The 14,564-nt window shown below is 64.1% G+C and carries 20 protein-coding genes; 10 read left to right on the forward strand and 10 right to left on the reverse strand.

Annotated features, from left to right (window positions below):
* Positions 1-16: 16 nt before the first annotated feature.
* Positions 17-523, reverse strand: coding sequence for a porin family protein (locus A8G00_RS17020; protein ID WP_103001219.1), 507 nt, complete (start codon positions 521-523; stop codon positions 17-19).
* A gap of 291 nt (positions 524-814) precedes the next feature.
* Between A8G00_RS17020 and A8G00_RS17025 the strand changes: the two genes are divergently transcribed.
* The 7 genes from A8G00_RS17025 to A8G00_RS17055 all read left to right on the forward strand — a co-directional run bounded on the left by A8G00_RS17025 (position 815) and on the right by A8G00_RS17055 (position 5,770).
* Positions 815-1,546, forward strand: coding sequence for a cytochrome b/b6 domain-containing protein (locus A8G00_RS17025; RefSeq protein ID WP_103001220.1), 732 nt, complete (start codon positions 815-817; stop codon positions 1,544-1,546).
* Positions 1,543-2,295, forward strand: coding sequence for a molybdopterin-binding protein (locus tag A8G00_RS17030; RefSeq protein WP_103001221.1), 753 nt, complete (start codon positions 1,543-1,545; stop codon positions 2,293-2,295). The genes A8G00_RS17025 and A8G00_RS17030 overlap by 4 nt, the downstream gene beginning before the upstream one ends.
* A 31-nt stretch (positions 2,296-2,326) precedes the next feature.
* On the forward strand, positions 2,327-3,568 hold the full coding sequence (locus A8G00_RS17035) for a cyclopropane-fatty-acyl-phospholipid synthase family protein (RefSeq protein WP_103001222.1): 1,242 nt from the start codon (positions 2,327-2,329) through the stop codon (positions 3,566-3,568).
* A gap of 110 nt (positions 3,569-3,678) precedes the next feature.
* The gene (locus tag A8G00_RS17040) at positions 3,679-3,975 is read left to right on the forward strand and encodes a hypothetical protein (RefSeq protein ID WP_044660348.1); all 297 of its coding nucleotides are present in this window, start codon (positions 3,679-3,681) and stop codon (positions 3,973-3,975) included.
* A 204-nt stretch (positions 3,976-4,179) separates the two neighbouring features.
* Positions 4,180-4,602: a DUF350 domain-containing protein gene (locus A8G00_RS17045; protein WP_103001240.1), complete on the forward strand. Its 423-nt coding sequence runs from the start codon at positions 4,180-4,182 to the stop codon at positions 4,600-4,602.
* 3 nt (positions 4,603-4,605) lie between these two features.
* Positions 4,606-5,463, forward strand: a complete 858-nt coding sequence (locus A8G00_RS17050; protein ID WP_025549679.1) for a serine protease — start codon at positions 4,606-4,608, stop codon at positions 5,461-5,463.
* 31 nt (positions 5,464-5,494) lie between these two features.
* Positions 5,495-5,770, forward strand: coding sequence for a DUF3297 family protein (locus A8G00_RS17055; RefSeq protein WP_025549680.1), 276 nt, complete (start codon positions 5,495-5,497; stop codon positions 5,768-5,770).
* Between the two features lie 167 nt (positions 5,771-5,937).
* On the opposite strand, the gene A8G00_RS17060 is transcribed toward A8G00_RS17055, so the two are convergent.
* From A8G00_RS17060 to A8G00_RS17075, 4 genes are all read right to left on the reverse strand, one after another.
* Positions 5,938-6,606, reverse strand: a complete 669-nt coding sequence (locus A8G00_RS17060; RefSeq protein WP_103001223.1) for a CHAP domain-containing protein — start codon at positions 6,604-6,606, stop codon at positions 5,938-5,940.
* 86 nt (positions 6,607-6,692) lie between these two features.
* Positions 6,693-7,223: a CHAP domain-containing protein gene (locus A8G00_RS17065; RefSeq protein WP_103001224.1), complete on the reverse strand. Its 531-nt coding sequence runs from the start codon at positions 7,221-7,223 to the stop codon at positions 6,693-6,695.
* 107 nt (positions 7,224-7,330) lie between these two features.
* Positions 7,331-8,401, reverse strand: a complete 1,071-nt coding sequence (recF, locus tag A8G00_RS17070; RefSeq protein WP_103001225.1) for a DNA replication/repair protein RecF — start codon at positions 8,399-8,401, stop codon at positions 7,331-7,333.
* Positions 8,402-8,528: 127 nt separating this feature from the next.
* Complete coding sequence (locus tag A8G00_RS17075) at positions 8,529-9,071, reverse strand: hypothetical protein (RefSeq protein WP_103001226.1); 543 nt, start codon at positions 9,069-9,071, stop codon at positions 8,529-8,531.
* A gap of 197 nt (positions 9,072-9,268) precedes the next feature.
* On the opposite strand from A8G00_RS17075, the gene A8G00_RS17080 reads away from it, so the two are divergent.
* Entirely contained in the window at positions 9,269-9,802 is a 534-nt protein-coding gene (locus tag A8G00_RS17080) for a peroxiredoxin (protein WP_103001241.1), read from the forward strand.
* A gap of 110 nt (positions 9,803-9,912) precedes the next feature.
* Here A8G00_RS17080 and A8G00_RS17085 read toward each other — a convergent pair whose 3' ends face one another.
* Both A8G00_RS17085 and A8G00_RS17090 read right to left on the reverse strand, forming a co-directional pair.
* Entirely contained in the window at positions 9,913-10,812 is a 900-nt protein-coding gene (locus A8G00_RS17085; protein WP_103001227.1) for a dienelactone hydrolase family protein, read from the reverse strand.
* A 174-nt stretch (positions 10,813-10,986) separates the two neighbouring features.
* A complete protein-coding gene (locus A8G00_RS17090; protein WP_103001242.1) occupies positions 10,987-11,373 on the reverse strand; it encodes a gamma-glutamylcyclotransferase in 387 nt (128 codons plus the stop codon).
* A gap of 325 nt (positions 11,374-11,698) precedes the next feature.
* On the opposite strand from A8G00_RS17090, the gene A8G00_RS17100 reads away from it, so the two are divergent.
* Entirely contained in the window at positions 11,699-11,899 is a 201-nt protein-coding gene (locus tag A8G00_RS17100; RefSeq protein WP_103001229.1) for a PspC domain-containing protein, read from the forward strand.
* A 289-nt stretch (positions 11,900-12,188) separates the two neighbouring features.
* Here the strand turns inward: A8G00_RS17100 and A8G00_RS17105 are convergent, their stop codons facing one another.
* The gene (locus A8G00_RS17105) at positions 12,189-12,929 is read right to left on the reverse strand and encodes a DUF72 domain-containing protein (protein ID WP_103001230.1); all 741 of its coding nucleotides are present in this window, start codon (positions 12,927-12,929) and stop codon (positions 12,189-12,191) included.
* 116 nt (positions 12,930-13,045) lie between these two features.
* Here A8G00_RS17105 and A8G00_RS17110 point away from each other — a divergent pair, with 116 nt between their 5' ends.
* The gene (locus tag A8G00_RS17110) at positions 13,046-13,282 is read left to right on the forward strand and encodes a DUF2061 domain-containing protein (RefSeq protein ID WP_103001231.1); all 237 of its coding nucleotides are present in this window, start codon (positions 13,046-13,048) and stop codon (positions 13,280-13,282) included.
* A 61-nt stretch (positions 13,283-13,343) separates the two neighbouring features.
* On the opposite strand, the gene A8G00_RS17115 is transcribed toward A8G00_RS17110, so the two are convergent.
* On the reverse strand, positions 13,344-13,715 hold the full coding sequence (locus tag A8G00_RS17115; protein WP_061937901.1) for a nuclear transport factor 2 family protein: 372 nt from the start codon (positions 13,713-13,715) through the stop codon (positions 13,344-13,346).
* Between the two features lie 41 nt (positions 13,716-13,756).
* Entirely contained in the window at positions 13,757-14,236 is a 480-nt protein-coding gene (locus A8G00_RS17120; protein ID WP_103001243.1) for a RidA family protein, read from the reverse strand.
* Between the last annotated feature and the right edge of the window lie 328 nt (positions 14,237-14,564).

Consider the following 14,564-nt stretch of genomic DNA (forward strand, 5'->3'; position numbering starts at 1 on the left):
CCCAACGGCACCCAACTCAGAAGCGGAAGCCGATCCCCACCACGCCCGCATCGCGGCCGCCGAAATTGTCCTCATATTCGGTCCGCTGATATTCGGCCGAAATATAGGTGCGCGGAGTCACCGAATATTCGACGCCACCGCCATAACGCACGCCTTCCAGCGTCTGGTGGTCGCCAGGGACTTCGAAGCGGCTGTTGGCGTATCCGACCTTGCCGAACGCCAGCACCTGCGGCGTCACGACATAGCCAAGGCGCACCGATGCGGCGAGATCGCGGCTCGCATCCACGCCACTGAACTTCGCCGTGGACTCGCTGAGCGAGACTTCCGGACCGAAGGTCACATGCGGGGTGACGGCCAGATCATAGCCGGTCGACACGCCATAGCTGAAGCCGTCCTCGCCCTGAACCTTGTCATAGCCCATGGTAATGCCGGCGCGCGGACCAGTAAAAGGCGCGGCATCCTGAGCAAAGGCAGGAACAGAAACGGTGGCAGCAGCAATCGCTGCGATAATCGCAGTTTTCATGGTATTCCTCATGACTTGTTCGATACCCTGAACCGGGTGAGATCGATTTATGTTCTCAATCGGTTTTTAAAAGAGACTGATTTGATAAATATTTTCATATCATCCCTATTGAACTTACAGGGCATCTATCCATAGGAGCTTCAAAAATCCGGAAACTTTACTCGATCCCGGCAGCGGCGCTTATGGACCCGCAATCTGGCTCCCACATGAACGGGATCATGAAAAATGATTCATGCGCGTAACGGCATCGTCCTTTTTGACGCTGTTGGTGCAAAAGGGTAACAGCAGCCTATGGATAGCGCCTCATCCGAGCCGATAGCCGCCGAACCGAAGCTGGTGCTGCGCCACAAAGGACCGACGCGCCTGTGGCATTGGCTGAATGCGCTGCTGCTCTACGTGCTGTTCGCCAGCGGGCTTGGCATCTTCAATGCGCATCCCCGGCTTTATTGGGGGCATTATGGCGCGAATCTCGACCGCCCGTGGCTGGTGCTGGAGCGGTTCGGAAGCTGGATCACGCTGCCCGCCCACTATGATCTGGCGATGTCGCGGCACTGGCATCTGAGCGCCGCGCCGATCTTTGCCTTCGCGCTGCTCTTCTACATGGTCTGGAGCCTGTTCGGCGGGCATCTGGCGCGCGACCTGGCCTTCCGGCGCGACGAACTGGCGCCGCGCCATGTCTGGCAGGACATAAAGGACCATGCCCGGCTGCGTTTCCCAACCGGCGAAGCGGCGCTGCGCTACAATATGTTGCAAAAGGCCAGCTATATCGGCGTGATCTTCGTCGCGCTGCCGATCCTGATCCTGACGGGCCTCACCATGTCGCCAGGCATGAACGCGGCATGGCCCTGGCTGGTCGACCTGTTCGGCGGGCGCCAGTCGGCACGCTCGATCCATTTCATCACGGCCTTCATGCTCGTCGCCTTCTTCCTGGTGCATATGCTGATGGTGGTGCTCGCCGGGCCCCTGAACGAAATCCGCTCGATGATCAGCGGACGCTATCGCGTGCCGGAGGCGCGGCGATGAGCCTGATCCTCGACCGTCGGACCCTGGTACTGGGCGCCGCCGCGACGCTGGCGGGATGCGACCGGCTGGCGAAGAACGAGACGGTGCGCGAGGCGCTGTTTTCCGCCGGGAATTTCCACAAATGGGCGCAGCGCAGCCTGATGGCCCGCGACGCGCTGGCGCGGGAATTCCGGCCGGACCAGATTTCTCCCTCCTTCCGCCCCAACGGCACCGCCAATCCGAACACAGCCGAATATAAGGCGCTGTGGCGCAACGGCTTTGCCGACTGGCGGCTGCATGTGTCCGGACTGGTGGGACGGCCGCTTTCCCTCTCCTTGGCGCAGCTCCACGCCCTCCCCCATCGGGAGCAGATCACGCGCCACGACTGCGTCGAGGGGTGGAGCGCCATCGGCAAATGGCGCGGCGTGCCGTTGAAGCCGATCCTCGACGCGGCGCGGCTGCGGGACGGGGCGCGGTACATCGTCTTCCACTGCGCCGACGATATGGGCGGCGGGCGCGGCTATTATGAAAGCATCGATCTGGAGGACGCCTTCCACCCGCAGACGATCCTCGCCTTCGCGCTCAACGACGAACCCCTGCGCGTGGCCAATGGCGCGCCGCTCCGGCTGCGGGTGGAGCGGCAACTGGGCTACAAGCAGGCGAAATATCTGATGAAGATTGAAGCGGTTGCGAGTCTTGACGGCATAGGCGGCGGCAAGGGCGGCTATTGGGAGGACCGCGCCGGCTATGACTGGTATGCGGGCATTTGACGGCAGCGGAATGACCTGACAGGGTGGCCCCATGAAATTGTTCGATCGCGTCATCAAGCGGCTGGTCACGCGGGGCCAGCTCAGCATCTATTATCATGACGGCAGGAAGATCACGGTCGGAACCCCCGAACCGGGCTTTCCGTCGCTGGCGCTGAAATTCCACGATGCGCGTGTGCCGTTCGACATCGTCAGGGACCCGCGCCTCGGCATGGCGGAGGCCTTCATCGATGGGCGCGTCGCGATAGAGGGCGGCGGGATCATGGAGCTGATCTCGCTCATCCGCATGAACAATGCCTGGGAAACGGGCAAGTCGATCAGCGATCTCGGCTCCGTCAAGCGCGGCTTCAAGGCGATCCGGCGCAAGCTCTGGGCCGCCAATCACAGGGCGCGGGCGAAGGCCAATGTCGCGCATCATTACGACCTGTCGGGCGCGCTCTACGCCCTCTTCCTCGATCGGGACCGGCAATATAGCTGCGCCTATTTCCCCGATGCCGACAATGAGGCGGGGATCAGCCTGGAACAGGCGCAGGAGGACAAGAAGGCGCATATCGCGGCCAAGCTGCACCTGAAGCCGGGCATGAAGGTGCTCGACATAGGCTGCGGCTGGGGTGGCATGGCGCTGTACCTGCATCGCACCTGCGGCGTCGACGTGACCGGCATCACCCTGTCGGAAGAGCAGCTCAAGGTCGCGCGCCAGCGGGCGCAGGATGCCGGCGTGGCCGACCATGTCCGCTTCGAACTGATCGATTATCGCGACATGGACGGGCCGTTCGACCGCATCGTGTCGGTCGGCATGTTCGAGCATGTCGGGACCAAGGATTACCGCACCTTCTACACCAAGTGCCGCGAGCTTCTGACCCCGGACGGGGTGATGCTGATCCACACAATCGGGCGGATCGACGGGCCGGGCATCACCGACGCCTTCACCCAGAAATATATCTTCCCCGGCGGCTATATTCCCGCCTTGTCGGAGATGATCCAGGGGAGCGAGGGCACGCGGCTGATGGTCACGGATGTCGAGGTGCTGCGCATCCATTACGGCCTCACAATCCGCGAATGGTACAAGCGGACGCTGGCGCACAAGGCGGACATCGTCGCCCTGTACGATGAGCGGTTCTTCCGCCTCTGGACCTTCTATCTGGCCGGTGCGGCCACGGTGTTCGAACATGGCGGCATGGTGAATTACCAGGTCCAATATGTCCGCGACCGCCGCAGCCTGCCGATCACGCGCGACTATATGCTGGAGGCGGAAAGCGCCCTGCGGGGCCGCTGATCCATCCATGAATATTGGCTGACGACACCGTTCCCGGACGGTTCAGTAAGGCCGGTGCATCTTCCCTTCATGACCCCGGCGACGGGCGTGCATGCTGAGGAGAGAAAGACATGAACATCTTGTGGAAGGGCGCTGCCGCCCTGGGCCTGGCGATCACCGCCATGGGGGCGAGCGTGGCCCCTGCACAGGCGCAATATTATGGCGGCTATGGCTATCGCGACGGGTATCGCGGCGACCGTTGGGACGATAGGCGCTGGGATGGCAGGCGCGACTGGCGCCATGACGACCGCCGCTATTGGCGCGGCGACCGGCGCTCCTGGCGCGGGCATTACCGCCAGCGTTGCTGGACCGAATGGCGCTACAATCATTACCGCGACCGGCGCGTGAAGGTTCGGGTCTGCAATTGATCTGACCGCATCGGCCGGTTGATGCCATGCAATCCTCCCTGCGCGCAGCGTAGGGAGGATTGCAGGAGAGGCACCTGCCTCTGTTCAACACCCGCGAAGTGAATGGTGGAGGGGAAGCTGCGCGGGTTGCGCCATTTTCCTCTCCACCCGTTTCGCCATCGACTGGCAATTGCGCCCGGCATCCGCTTGCGGCATTTTGACGCGATGACCGATCCCATGCCCGTCATTCAGAGCCTGCTGTCGGGCCTGCCCATCTTCCTGCTGCACCTGGGTTCCGCAACCGTGGCCTGGCTGGCGGCGCTGGCGCTTTATATGTGGATCACGCCGCATGACGAATTCGCACTGATCCGGGCAGGCAATGCTGCCGCGGCGATCTCGCTGGGCGGGGCGGCGATCGGGTTGGCCGTGCCGTTGGGCTTTTGCCTCGCGGGCTCGGTGAATGTCTGGGACATCATGATCTGGGGCAGCGTGACGCTGATCCTGCAACTCATCGCCTTCCGCGTGGTCGATTTCCTGCTGGGCTCGCTGCCGACCCGCATCGAGGCGGACGAACGGTCCGCCGCCATCTTCCTCGCCATGATGAAGGTCGCCATCGCCTGCCTGACCGCCGGCGCGGTCGCGGGTTGAGCCGTGGCGGGCCGGCGCTTCGGCTGTCTGCCCGGCCTGCTCGGCATCATCCTCGCCCTGCTGTGGATCAGCGAGGTCATCAGGCCAACGCCGCTGCATGTCGAGGCTTTCGACCCGCGCTCGCCGCGCCGTCCGATGCCGCAATGGAGCGATGAGAGCTTCGTCATCGAGGAACGGACGGAGGCGCCCGCCGACAGCATGGGCACGACCTTCGCCATCGACCGGGACGGCGCATGGCTGACCGCCGAGCATGTCACCCATGGCTGCACCCGGGTCGGCATAGAGCAGGGCGGCTTCGCCCGCCCCGTGTCGCGCCTGGTGGAAAGCCGGGAGGCGGATGCGGCGCTGGTGCGCGGGGGCGTGGCGAGCGACCACGCCCTGCCGCTGTCGGACCGCATGCCGCCGCCCGGATCGGTCGGCTATCATATGGGCTTTCCGGGCGGACAGCCGACGCTCGTCATATCCGAGCTGATCGGCGCCGCCCGCGCCCGGCGCGGCGCAGGCGAGGAGACGCAGCCCGTGCTCGCCTGGGCGGAGCATGCGCGCATTCCGATGGGTGACGGCACGCTGTCGGGCATCAGCGGCGGTCCGGTCTTTGCCGAGGACGGCCATGTCGTCGGCGTCAACAGCGCCGCCACCGACCGGCGCGGACGTATATTGACCACGGCGCCCGATGCCATGATGCGGCTGGTCATCGCCAGCCGGGCGGTGGGGGAACGGCCGGTCGCCTATCCCTTCCTGGATCTGGCCGATGCGCATGCCCGCTTCGAATCCTGGCTGGCGCAGGGGGTGATCCGGCGCATCTTCTGCGATGTCGACGATGGACCGCAGCAGTTGACGGCGGGCAGGCCTAAGGGCTAGGTCGCGCCAGATTGACAGGATTTGGACCATCATGAGCGATACGCCCCCCGACCGCCTTTCCACCAACCCGAAGAGCCCCTTTTTCGACATGGACGTGCTTCAGCGGGGCATCGGCATCCGCTTCAAGGACCGCGTCCGCAACGATGTCGAGGAATATTGCATTTCCGAAGGGTGGATTCGCGTGGCGGCGGGCAAGACCCGCGACCGCCACGGCCAGCCGCTGACGATCAAGCTCTCGGGGCCGGTCGAGGCGTGGTTCGAGAATGCGGACGAGGGCGCCGGGGAAGCAGCGGACAAGGCGGAATAGAGTTTCGTCTGCGCTGAAGAAAAAAGGGCGCCGCCTCGCCAGAGGGCCGCGCCCTTTTATTCAGCCGCGTTCCGATGAGACGAGAGGCTCATGAGAGCCCGTTCGGACGCCATGTTTTCAGGATAGCCGGGGCCGGGTTGCTGCCCGCGCGGGAACATCGGGCCGCTTCAACGCAGCGCCGCGTCTCGCTTCACGTCCGCGATGATGTCGCGCAGCGAACGGGCGGAAGGCGCCGCATCGGCATAGCGGATGGCACGCAGGTCGACTGCCAGCCGCGGCTGGGCGGCGGACCTGCGCAACGGAGCGCTATCCTCCTCCGGATCGTCCTTGGTCACCGTCATGCTGGCGAAGCGCGTACTGACGCCCAGCGCCGGATCAGTCCGGAACTCGCGCAATTGCGGCTTGTAGGGATAGATGAAGCCGAAGGTCGGGTTGCTGCGCGCGCCCATCCGGTTGGTCGGGCTGTGCCAGACGCGCACCTCGCTCCAGTCGCCTTCTTCGGATACGTCGACTGCGAGAACATCCTCCTCGATCGCGCCGGGCACCGACCAGTTGGCATGCCGGATCAGCACGCGCCGGTCGTCCAGCACCCTGCTGACCACCGCGACATGGCCCAGCACCATCGGGCCGACGGGACGGAAGGCCAGCACCGCGCCCCTGCGGGGCGCATGCCCGCGCTTATAATGATTTTCCGCCTGGTCCCACCAGGTCAGCGCGTCGCCATAGATCTGGACGCCCGACACGGTGCGCGCATAGGGCACGCATTGCAGCACGGTCGCGCCCAGCACAGGCGTCGCTGTCAGGCCGGCCAGCAGCAAGGCCGCCCAGCGCATCATTCCCACTTTCATGCGACCCCAAAAGTCTCAGAATCGCCCCACCGCCGACGAAATTAGGCGGCGGCCATTAGGAAATGGTTAAAATGTCAGAAAGCACCCCGCGCGGCGTCGGAGCCTGCGGTCGCGCGATCCGCCATGGCGATCTGCACCGGAGCGTCGTTCGCCTTGTGCGCGTAGATGAAGCCTTTGGCGGGGTTCGGCCGCAGACCCAGATCCCCGATCGGGCCATACCAGACGCGCACATCGGTCCAGTCATTGTTCGGGGACACGTCGATGGCGCGGACATTGCGCTCTACGCCGCCGCGATAGGACCAGTTGGCATGGGTCAACAGCACTTCGCGCTCGCTGACCACCTTGCTGACCATGGCGACATGGCCGACCGGCATCGAACGGCTCGCCGAGAAGGCAAGGACGGCGCCGACACGGGGTTCATGGCCGCGTTCATAGCGGCCATCGGCCTGACCCCACCAGGTGTTGGCATTGCCATATAGCTCAATACCGGAAACCTGCCGGGCGAAGGGCGCGCACTGAAGGACGCCGGCAGCGGCCGGGGTCGTGATCAGGGCGCCGAGTGCAAGCGTTGCCGCTGCGACAATAGCGCGAAAACCACCGATCATAGGAATGCGACCCCCGACTATTTGAACGACTTAACCCCGTGCCATGCTTTAGGGCAGACGCCGGACGCATTGAAAAGCAGCCAGCGACGAGTCGTTGTTGCGGCGCGTCAATCTGCGGAACGAAAGACGTGCCCCGCCGTTACGCAGAACCGGCTCGCCGCAGACAAGCCGTTGAAAAGTGCGGATTCCGTCCCCGTCATCCAGACCTGGCCGCCGGTTTCCCGCAGCCGGTCGAACAGCGCGGCCCGCCGCGACGGGTCGAGATGCGCCGCCACTTCGTCGAGCAGCAGCACGGGCGGCTGGCCGCGATGAGCCGCCACCAGAGCCGCATGGGCGAGCAGGATGGAGAGCAGCAGCGCCTTCTGCTCGCCGGTCGAACAGAGCGCGGCAGCCTGCGCCTTGGCGGCGTGAACGACGGCAAGGTCTTGCCGATGCGGGCCGGACAAGGTGCGACCGGCAGCGGCATCGCGGCGGCGTTCGCGGGCTAGGCGAAGCCCCAGGGGCTCGTCGCCCTCCCCTTCCCCCTCGATCGCCAGCAGCGGACGGGCAAAGGGATGGTCGGGCTGGTCCTCCAGCGCGGCCTGCAAGCGGCCGACCAGATCGGCGCGGGCGGCGGCAAGCGCCGCGCCATGCTCGTCCATCTGCGTTTCAAGCGCGCTCAGCCAGGAAGGATCGGCGGCGGACAGATCGTTGAGCAGCCGGTTGCGCGCCCGCATCGCCGCCTCGTAGCGGGCGCTGTGCGCGGCATGGGCGGGGTGCAGCGCCAGCGTCAGCCGGTCCAGGAAACGCCGCCGCCCGCCGGGACTGTCCATGAACAGCCGGTCCATCGCGGGCGTCAACCACACGATGGACAGATGATCCGCCAGCGCATTGGCGGAGGATGCGACGCCGCCGATCCGCACCTGACGCCGGTCGGGGGCCGAAGCGAGAACCCCCGTACCCAGCATCACGCCGTCCACTTCCGCCGCTATGCCGAAACCGCCCGCCCCATCCTGCCGCACCATGTCGCGCAGGGCCGCGCCGCGCAGGCCGCGTCCCGGCGCCAACATCGACACGGCTTCCAATATGTTGGTCTTGCCCGCGCCATTGTCCCCGGTCAGCACGATGAAGCTGTGATCGGGCATGATCAGCGCATCCGCATGATTGCGGAAATCGCTCAAGGTAAGACGGCCGATCATGAGGCGGCTCTAACCAGTGCGGCGGCTTTGGGAAAGCTTGGAGTAAGCATTCCGCGCTCCTGCGCAGGCAGGAACCCAATTCTGCCGCCCGATCCCGTTTCCCGCCTTTGCAGGAACAGGCCGAAGATCAACTACACCGCTTCCGCGTCACCGCCCGGCCGTCGTCGATCACCGTCAACTCCCGCCCGCTGGCCGAGGGCCGCAATTCCAGCTTCCTGTTCCAGCTCTGCCCTTCGCCGGTGAAGGCCGCGTCGATGCGGATGCGGCCGTCCGGGCCGTGGGACACGCCGGTCGCCTTCCCCTCGCTCTCCAGAAAGACCAGGCTGGTCGGCGTGATCGTCAGCTCCAGCTCGGTCGCGCGGTCGGCACAGCTTTCGTCCAGGCCCGTCCATCGCCCCTGCACGCTGGCGGGGATGGTCGACCCCACCGGCACGGGCTTGGATGGAATCTCCGGCGCGGGTTCAGCGGTCTGGATACCGTTCGCGCCTTCGGGCACCTGCTGCACTTCGTTCATCGCTTCGTCGACGATATTGGTGGCGATGCCGGGCTGATCGCCCGGCTTGTCGCCGCACGCCGCAAGGACGAGCAGCGGCAGGAGAATCATCGCGCGCATGTGAGGAAAACCGGCATTCCGCCAATGGGTTCCGGCCAGCGCGCGTTCCTGCCTCATCCCTGCCACACTCCTTCTCGGCCACTTCTCAGCCACGGCTTATGCCATGGCGCGCCGGAAGGGGCTGACTTTTCTTCCCCCGCGATCCGGCTGGGCCACTGGCGGACTTGCGCGCGGCGAACGTTGCAGTCATCACCATGGCCGAAGGGATGGACTATCGGAAGCCCCCCACCGCCTGAATGAAGAGGAAGCCGATGATGAGAAGCCTGAAGATCGCTCTCGCCCTTGCCGCTGCCGCCGTCGGTTCGCAGGGCGCCATGGCGGCGCTGGCCGTCGGGGCCAAGGCGCCCGACTTCACCACCCGCGGCGCGCTGGCGGGGAAGACCTTCACCCTGACCCTGTCGCACCAGTTGAAGCGCGGGCCGGTGGTGCTTTATTTCTTCCCCAAGGCGTTCACCCCCGGCTGCTCCGCCGAAGCGCGGGAATTCGCGGAACATATCGAGGATTTCAGGAAGGCTGGCGCGACCGTGATCGGCATGTCGGCCGATCCGGTGGACGATCTGGTCGCCTTCTCCACCAAGGAATGCGCGGGCAAGTTCGCCGTGGCGTCGGCTGGTCCCAACATCGTGTCGGGCTATGACGTGGCGCTGAAGATGCGGCCGGGCATGACCGACCGCACTTCCTATGTCATCGCGCCCAGCGGCCGCATCGTCTTCGTCCATAGCGAGATGAACTATGCCGGCCATGTGAAGAGCACGCTCGCCGCCGTCGAGGCGATGAAGCAGAAATAAGGGCAACCGCCGCCCTGCAAAGCCGTCATGCCGAACTTGTTTCAGCATGGCGGTAAAGAATGAACATATGGCAAGGGCGCCGCTTTCAGCTCAGCCAAGCCGAACGGTCCTTATCCCTTCACATATTTGCCGAACCAGCCGAGCGTCGCGTCCCACGCGGCCTTGGCGGCGGCTTCGTTGTAGCTGGGGCGATAGTCGGCCATGAAGCCATGGTCGGCGCCAGGGTAGACGGTGATCGCGTCCGGCGGCGACTTGCCCGCGATCTTCAGCGCGGCCTGCATCTTCTCGACGTCAGCCACCGGAATGCCCTTGTCCAGCGCGCCATATTGGCCAAGCACCGGGGCCTTGAGCCGGTTCACCTGCTCAATGACGCTCAGCGGCTGCAATTCGGTCTTGTCGCTGACCAGCCGGCCGTAAAATGCAACGCCCGCGTCCAGTTCCGCGCTGTGGGCGGCGTAGAGCCACACGACCCGCCCGCCCCAGCAAAAGCCGGTGATGCCGCGCCGCCTGCCGTCCCCGCCATGGCTGCCCGCCCAGGCATAGGTGGCGTCGATGTCCTTCAACACCTGCTCGTCGGAGGCCTTGGACACGATGGTGCCGACCAGTTGCCTGAAATCAGCCACCTTGGTCGCATCGCCATGGCGTGCGAACAGGTCGGGGGCGATGGCGTAATAACCCGCCTTCGCAAAGCGGCGACAGATATCGCGGATCCATTCATGCACGCCGAAAATCTCATGCACCACGACGATGACGGGCGCAGCCTTGCCGGCGACGGGACGAGCGACGAAAGCAGGCATGGCAAAGCCGTCGCTCGCCCCGATCGAGACGTTTTCTTCCTTCAACCCTTCGCCGGAGGTCTGGACCGCGCTGCTGGACACAGGCCGGCAGGCAGCGGCGAAGCCCGCAGCGAACGCCCCGCCCACCAGCAGCTTGCGCCGGTCGAGGCCGGTCGAACCGATCCAGTTGCTGTCTTCGGGCAAACGTTCCGGCTGATCCCGTTCATCGGTCATGCGCGTCTCTCCTCAAGCCATGGCGGGAGAGCCTAGAGCATCATGCGGAAAAGTGGGAACCGGTTTTCTGCATGATGCTCCAGGCTTTTGTTTTGCCGCGTTTTCCGAGCCAGCAGATCATTCTATCCGCCCGGAAAACGCTCCAGCCGCGCCCGGGCCTCGCGCTAGCCATTCTCAACTCAGGAAATCACCGCTCTCGATCCGTTCCAGCCCGACGACGTCGCGATTGTAGATATAGGTCCACGCCTCCACCGGCCCATGTTCGCCCAGGACGATCAGCCGTTCGCGACGATATTCATGCGGCTGGGGGAAGTGGGCAGCGCATTCCTCATAGTCGTCGAGCGCGGCAAGCACCGCCTCCGGATCGGGGAGCGCGAACAGGTCGCCCGTCACGTCACCGGTCCCGCCAGGCACGAAGCCCGGATAGGCCGCCACGCGATAGAGCGCGCCTTGCGCGACGGCTGGGCCGACAGGACGGGCCGCATCGCCCAACCAGCGGGCCATCGGTTCGTCGCAGCCGGGCCGGAGCGTGCCGTAGACGAAGAGAAGCGGTTCCTTCAGACGATCACCCTGCAAATATTCCCGACTTGCAGGAAATTTGCCCAATTAGCGGAAAATTTCCCGCCCAAAAATGAGGAATGGGCCGCGAGAATACCCTGAAATCGGGGCGAAATCGAAATTGGCACGGCTCCTGCAATCTTCCCTGCATCACGGTCGGACAGTCCGGCCAAGCACAAATCAGGGAGTATATCATGTTCGCCAAGCTTCAAAACGCCGCCTTTGCCCTTACCGGCGCCCTGCTGGTTTCCGCGCTCTTCATCGGCGCCGCCGTTCCGATCGCGCCGATCGCCTGATCCCGCCATATCTCTTCAAGAAGGCCAGATTCATGAACAACAGCTTCACCCTCGACCGCCGCAATGGAAAGATCATGGGCGTGTGCGCCGGGCTTTCCAACCGCACCGGCCTGGATGTCACGCTGATCCGGATTGCGCTCGTGCTGCTGACGCTGTGCGCCCTGGGGCCGGTCGGCGTCGTCGCTTATCTGCTGGCGGGCTGGCTGCGGAAGGTTGATCAAGTCCCGCGATAATGAAAGAGCCGCCCATGGCAATATCCAGGGCGGCTCTTCCGATGTCCATCAAGGACTCTTTGGATCGGGTCATGTTGCGCTCAGGCAAACAGCACCGAATAGAAGGTCAGCATCTGCGCGCCGACCGCAACCATAAGGGCAACGCCCTGAACCGTATGTCGCATATCATTCGTCCTGCAAGTCATTGTTATTTATCGCCACCAGGGGCGAGCGGGCCTATGCGCCCGACATGATGTTGTAACAATCGCAAAGGACGATTTCGCAGTTGCAGCAAATGCAACAGTCGATGTTACTGCAAAGCCACAATCATGGCCTGCGCTGCGGCGGGTGCGCGGACCTTCGCCCCACTGATGAAGAAGGCGTAGACATCGCCTCTGGCAGCCCGTTCGCGCGCCACCTCCGCCCAGCCCTTGATCTCCTCCGCCGAATAGCCGGTCGGCTCCTCCTCCCGCGTGCGCATCAGACGGGCATAGGAAAAGCCGACCTCCTGGCCTTGCAACGCCGGATATTCCGGATGGTCGGCATAGACCACAGCCGCGCCGGCCTGCCGCGCGAGGTCGAAAAAGACGGGATCATCGAAACTCTCATGCCGCACCTCCAGCGCGTGGCGCAAAGGCACGCCGTCGATGCTGGCCGGCAGCAGCTTCAGGAAAGCGCCGAAATCCTCCGCATCGAATTTCTTGGTCGGCATGAATTGCCAGAGGATCGGCCCCAACCGGTCGCCCAGTTCGACCAGACCCTGGTTGATGAACTTTGCAATGGATTCGCCCCCCTCCGCCAGCACGCGCCGATTGGTGCAGTAGCGCGACGCCTTGACCGCGAACTGGAAACCATCCGGCACGGCCTTGGCCCAGCCGGCGAAGGTCGCCGGCTTTTGCGTGCTGTAATAGGTGGCATTGATCTCCGTCGCGGTCAGATGCTGGCCCACATAGGCCAGTTCGTCCTTCTGCCGCAGCCCTTCGGGATAGAAGGTGCCGCGCCATGGTTCGAAGATCCAACCGCCGATGCCGACCCTGATCTTTCCGCTCATCCTGGACTCTCCTTTCCCGCCATCCTGATCGGCAAAGGCGATCAGAGCCAGAGGGAAAAGCTGTTGGCACCTATTGCGAACGAATCTTAATTGAGCGGCAACAGGAGCACAGAGCCATGTCCACAGACCTGATCAAGACCGCCACCTATCTCAGCATCCACCTGACCGTGGGCTTCTCGGTCGCTTATCTGATGACCGGTTCCGTCGCCATGGCGAGCGGGATCGCGCTGATCGAACCGATGATCAACGCCGTCGCCTTCTTCTTCCATGAGCAGGCGTGGAAGAAGATCACCGCTCGTCCGCCACGCGGCGCGGGGCGGGAATGGGTTCGCGATCAGGCCGCTTTCGCCTGAAAGCCGCAACCTTCGACGGAATAGTGAGGGCGGACTGCCCGTCGGGCCATGGCGCTGCCCATCACGCGCCGCTGCCGGGCAAGGGCGCAAAAACGATCCGCAAACGCCCGATCCGATCACTTTGCGGATCGAATTCGAAAAGGTCGATCAGGTCGGTATCGACATCGGGCTGGCCATGCCGGCTCCAGCGATAGGCGAAATGGGCAATCAGCCGCTCGGGCTGCGTCGGACTGACGTACAGGCTGTGCAGATCAACGCTGGCGCTGATCGTGTCCGCGAACAGCTTTTCGTAGAATGGGCGGACGGGCTCTTCCCCATAGACGGGCGAAATCACCGTGCCATCGGCTGCGAAGCATTGGAGCACGCCGTTCAGATCGCCCTTTTCCATGGCGGACAAATAGGCGCGCACGATCCGTTCGCGACGGTCGGACATGATTTCCTCCTTCTATCGGGCTTGGTCTGTTCGCGGGCGGATCAGCCGATCTGCGGGTCCGGGGCGTAGGCGATGGCGCGCATCTCGACCAGCAGCAGCGGATGGGGAAGCTGATGGACGGCGACCGTCGTCCGGGTGGGGCCGGTCTCGTCGAAATATTCCGCCCACACTTCGTTGAATCCACCGAAATCGTTCATGCTGACGAGAAAGCAACTTACCTCGACAAGATCCGACAGGTCGAGGCCGGCGGCCGCCAATATATCCCTGATATTCTCGATGACGGCGCGGGTCTGCGCCTTGATGTCCAATTGGGTGACGCCCATTTCATCGACATCGGAACCCTCGATGCTGTTGTCCGGCTTTCGCGCGCTGGTGCCCGATATGAAGATGAAGTCCCCGGCCCGCCGATAATGGGGAAATGGCCCGCGCGGCTTCGCCTTGCCCTCCACTATGCCGGCCGGCGCCGCCGCAAGACGGCCATTGGGTGCCGGCTGCAGGCCGATCTTCAATTCATCTGTCATCTTCATTGCACCGTAAACTCTATCGAACCGATCTTTCGAACGCGAAGCCCATGATGAACGCCTGGCCGCCCCGCTTGTGCCGGACGGGCCATTTGCTGCCAGAACCCGCCCCCGGGGCCTAGAGCCAATCGACATTCAGCCCTGACGGCCTGCAAATGACGCTTTTCCGTGCTTCCGGTGCTCACGTACTTTGAGTACGCTGCGCGCCGGGTCATGGAAAACCACCATCTTCGGCTCGTCATCTTCTGAATGTCGATCGGCTCTAGCGCCTCTCCCGCCGCCGCCGCAAGCGAAGGGGGACAAGCGCGGCCTTCAAGCGCGAAGTCCG

The organism is Sphingobium sp. SA916, assembly GCF_002894065.1.
GTDB classification, from domain to species: Bacteria; Pseudomonadota; Alphaproteobacteria; order Sphingomonadales; family Sphingomonadaceae; genus Sphingobium; species Sphingobium fuliginis.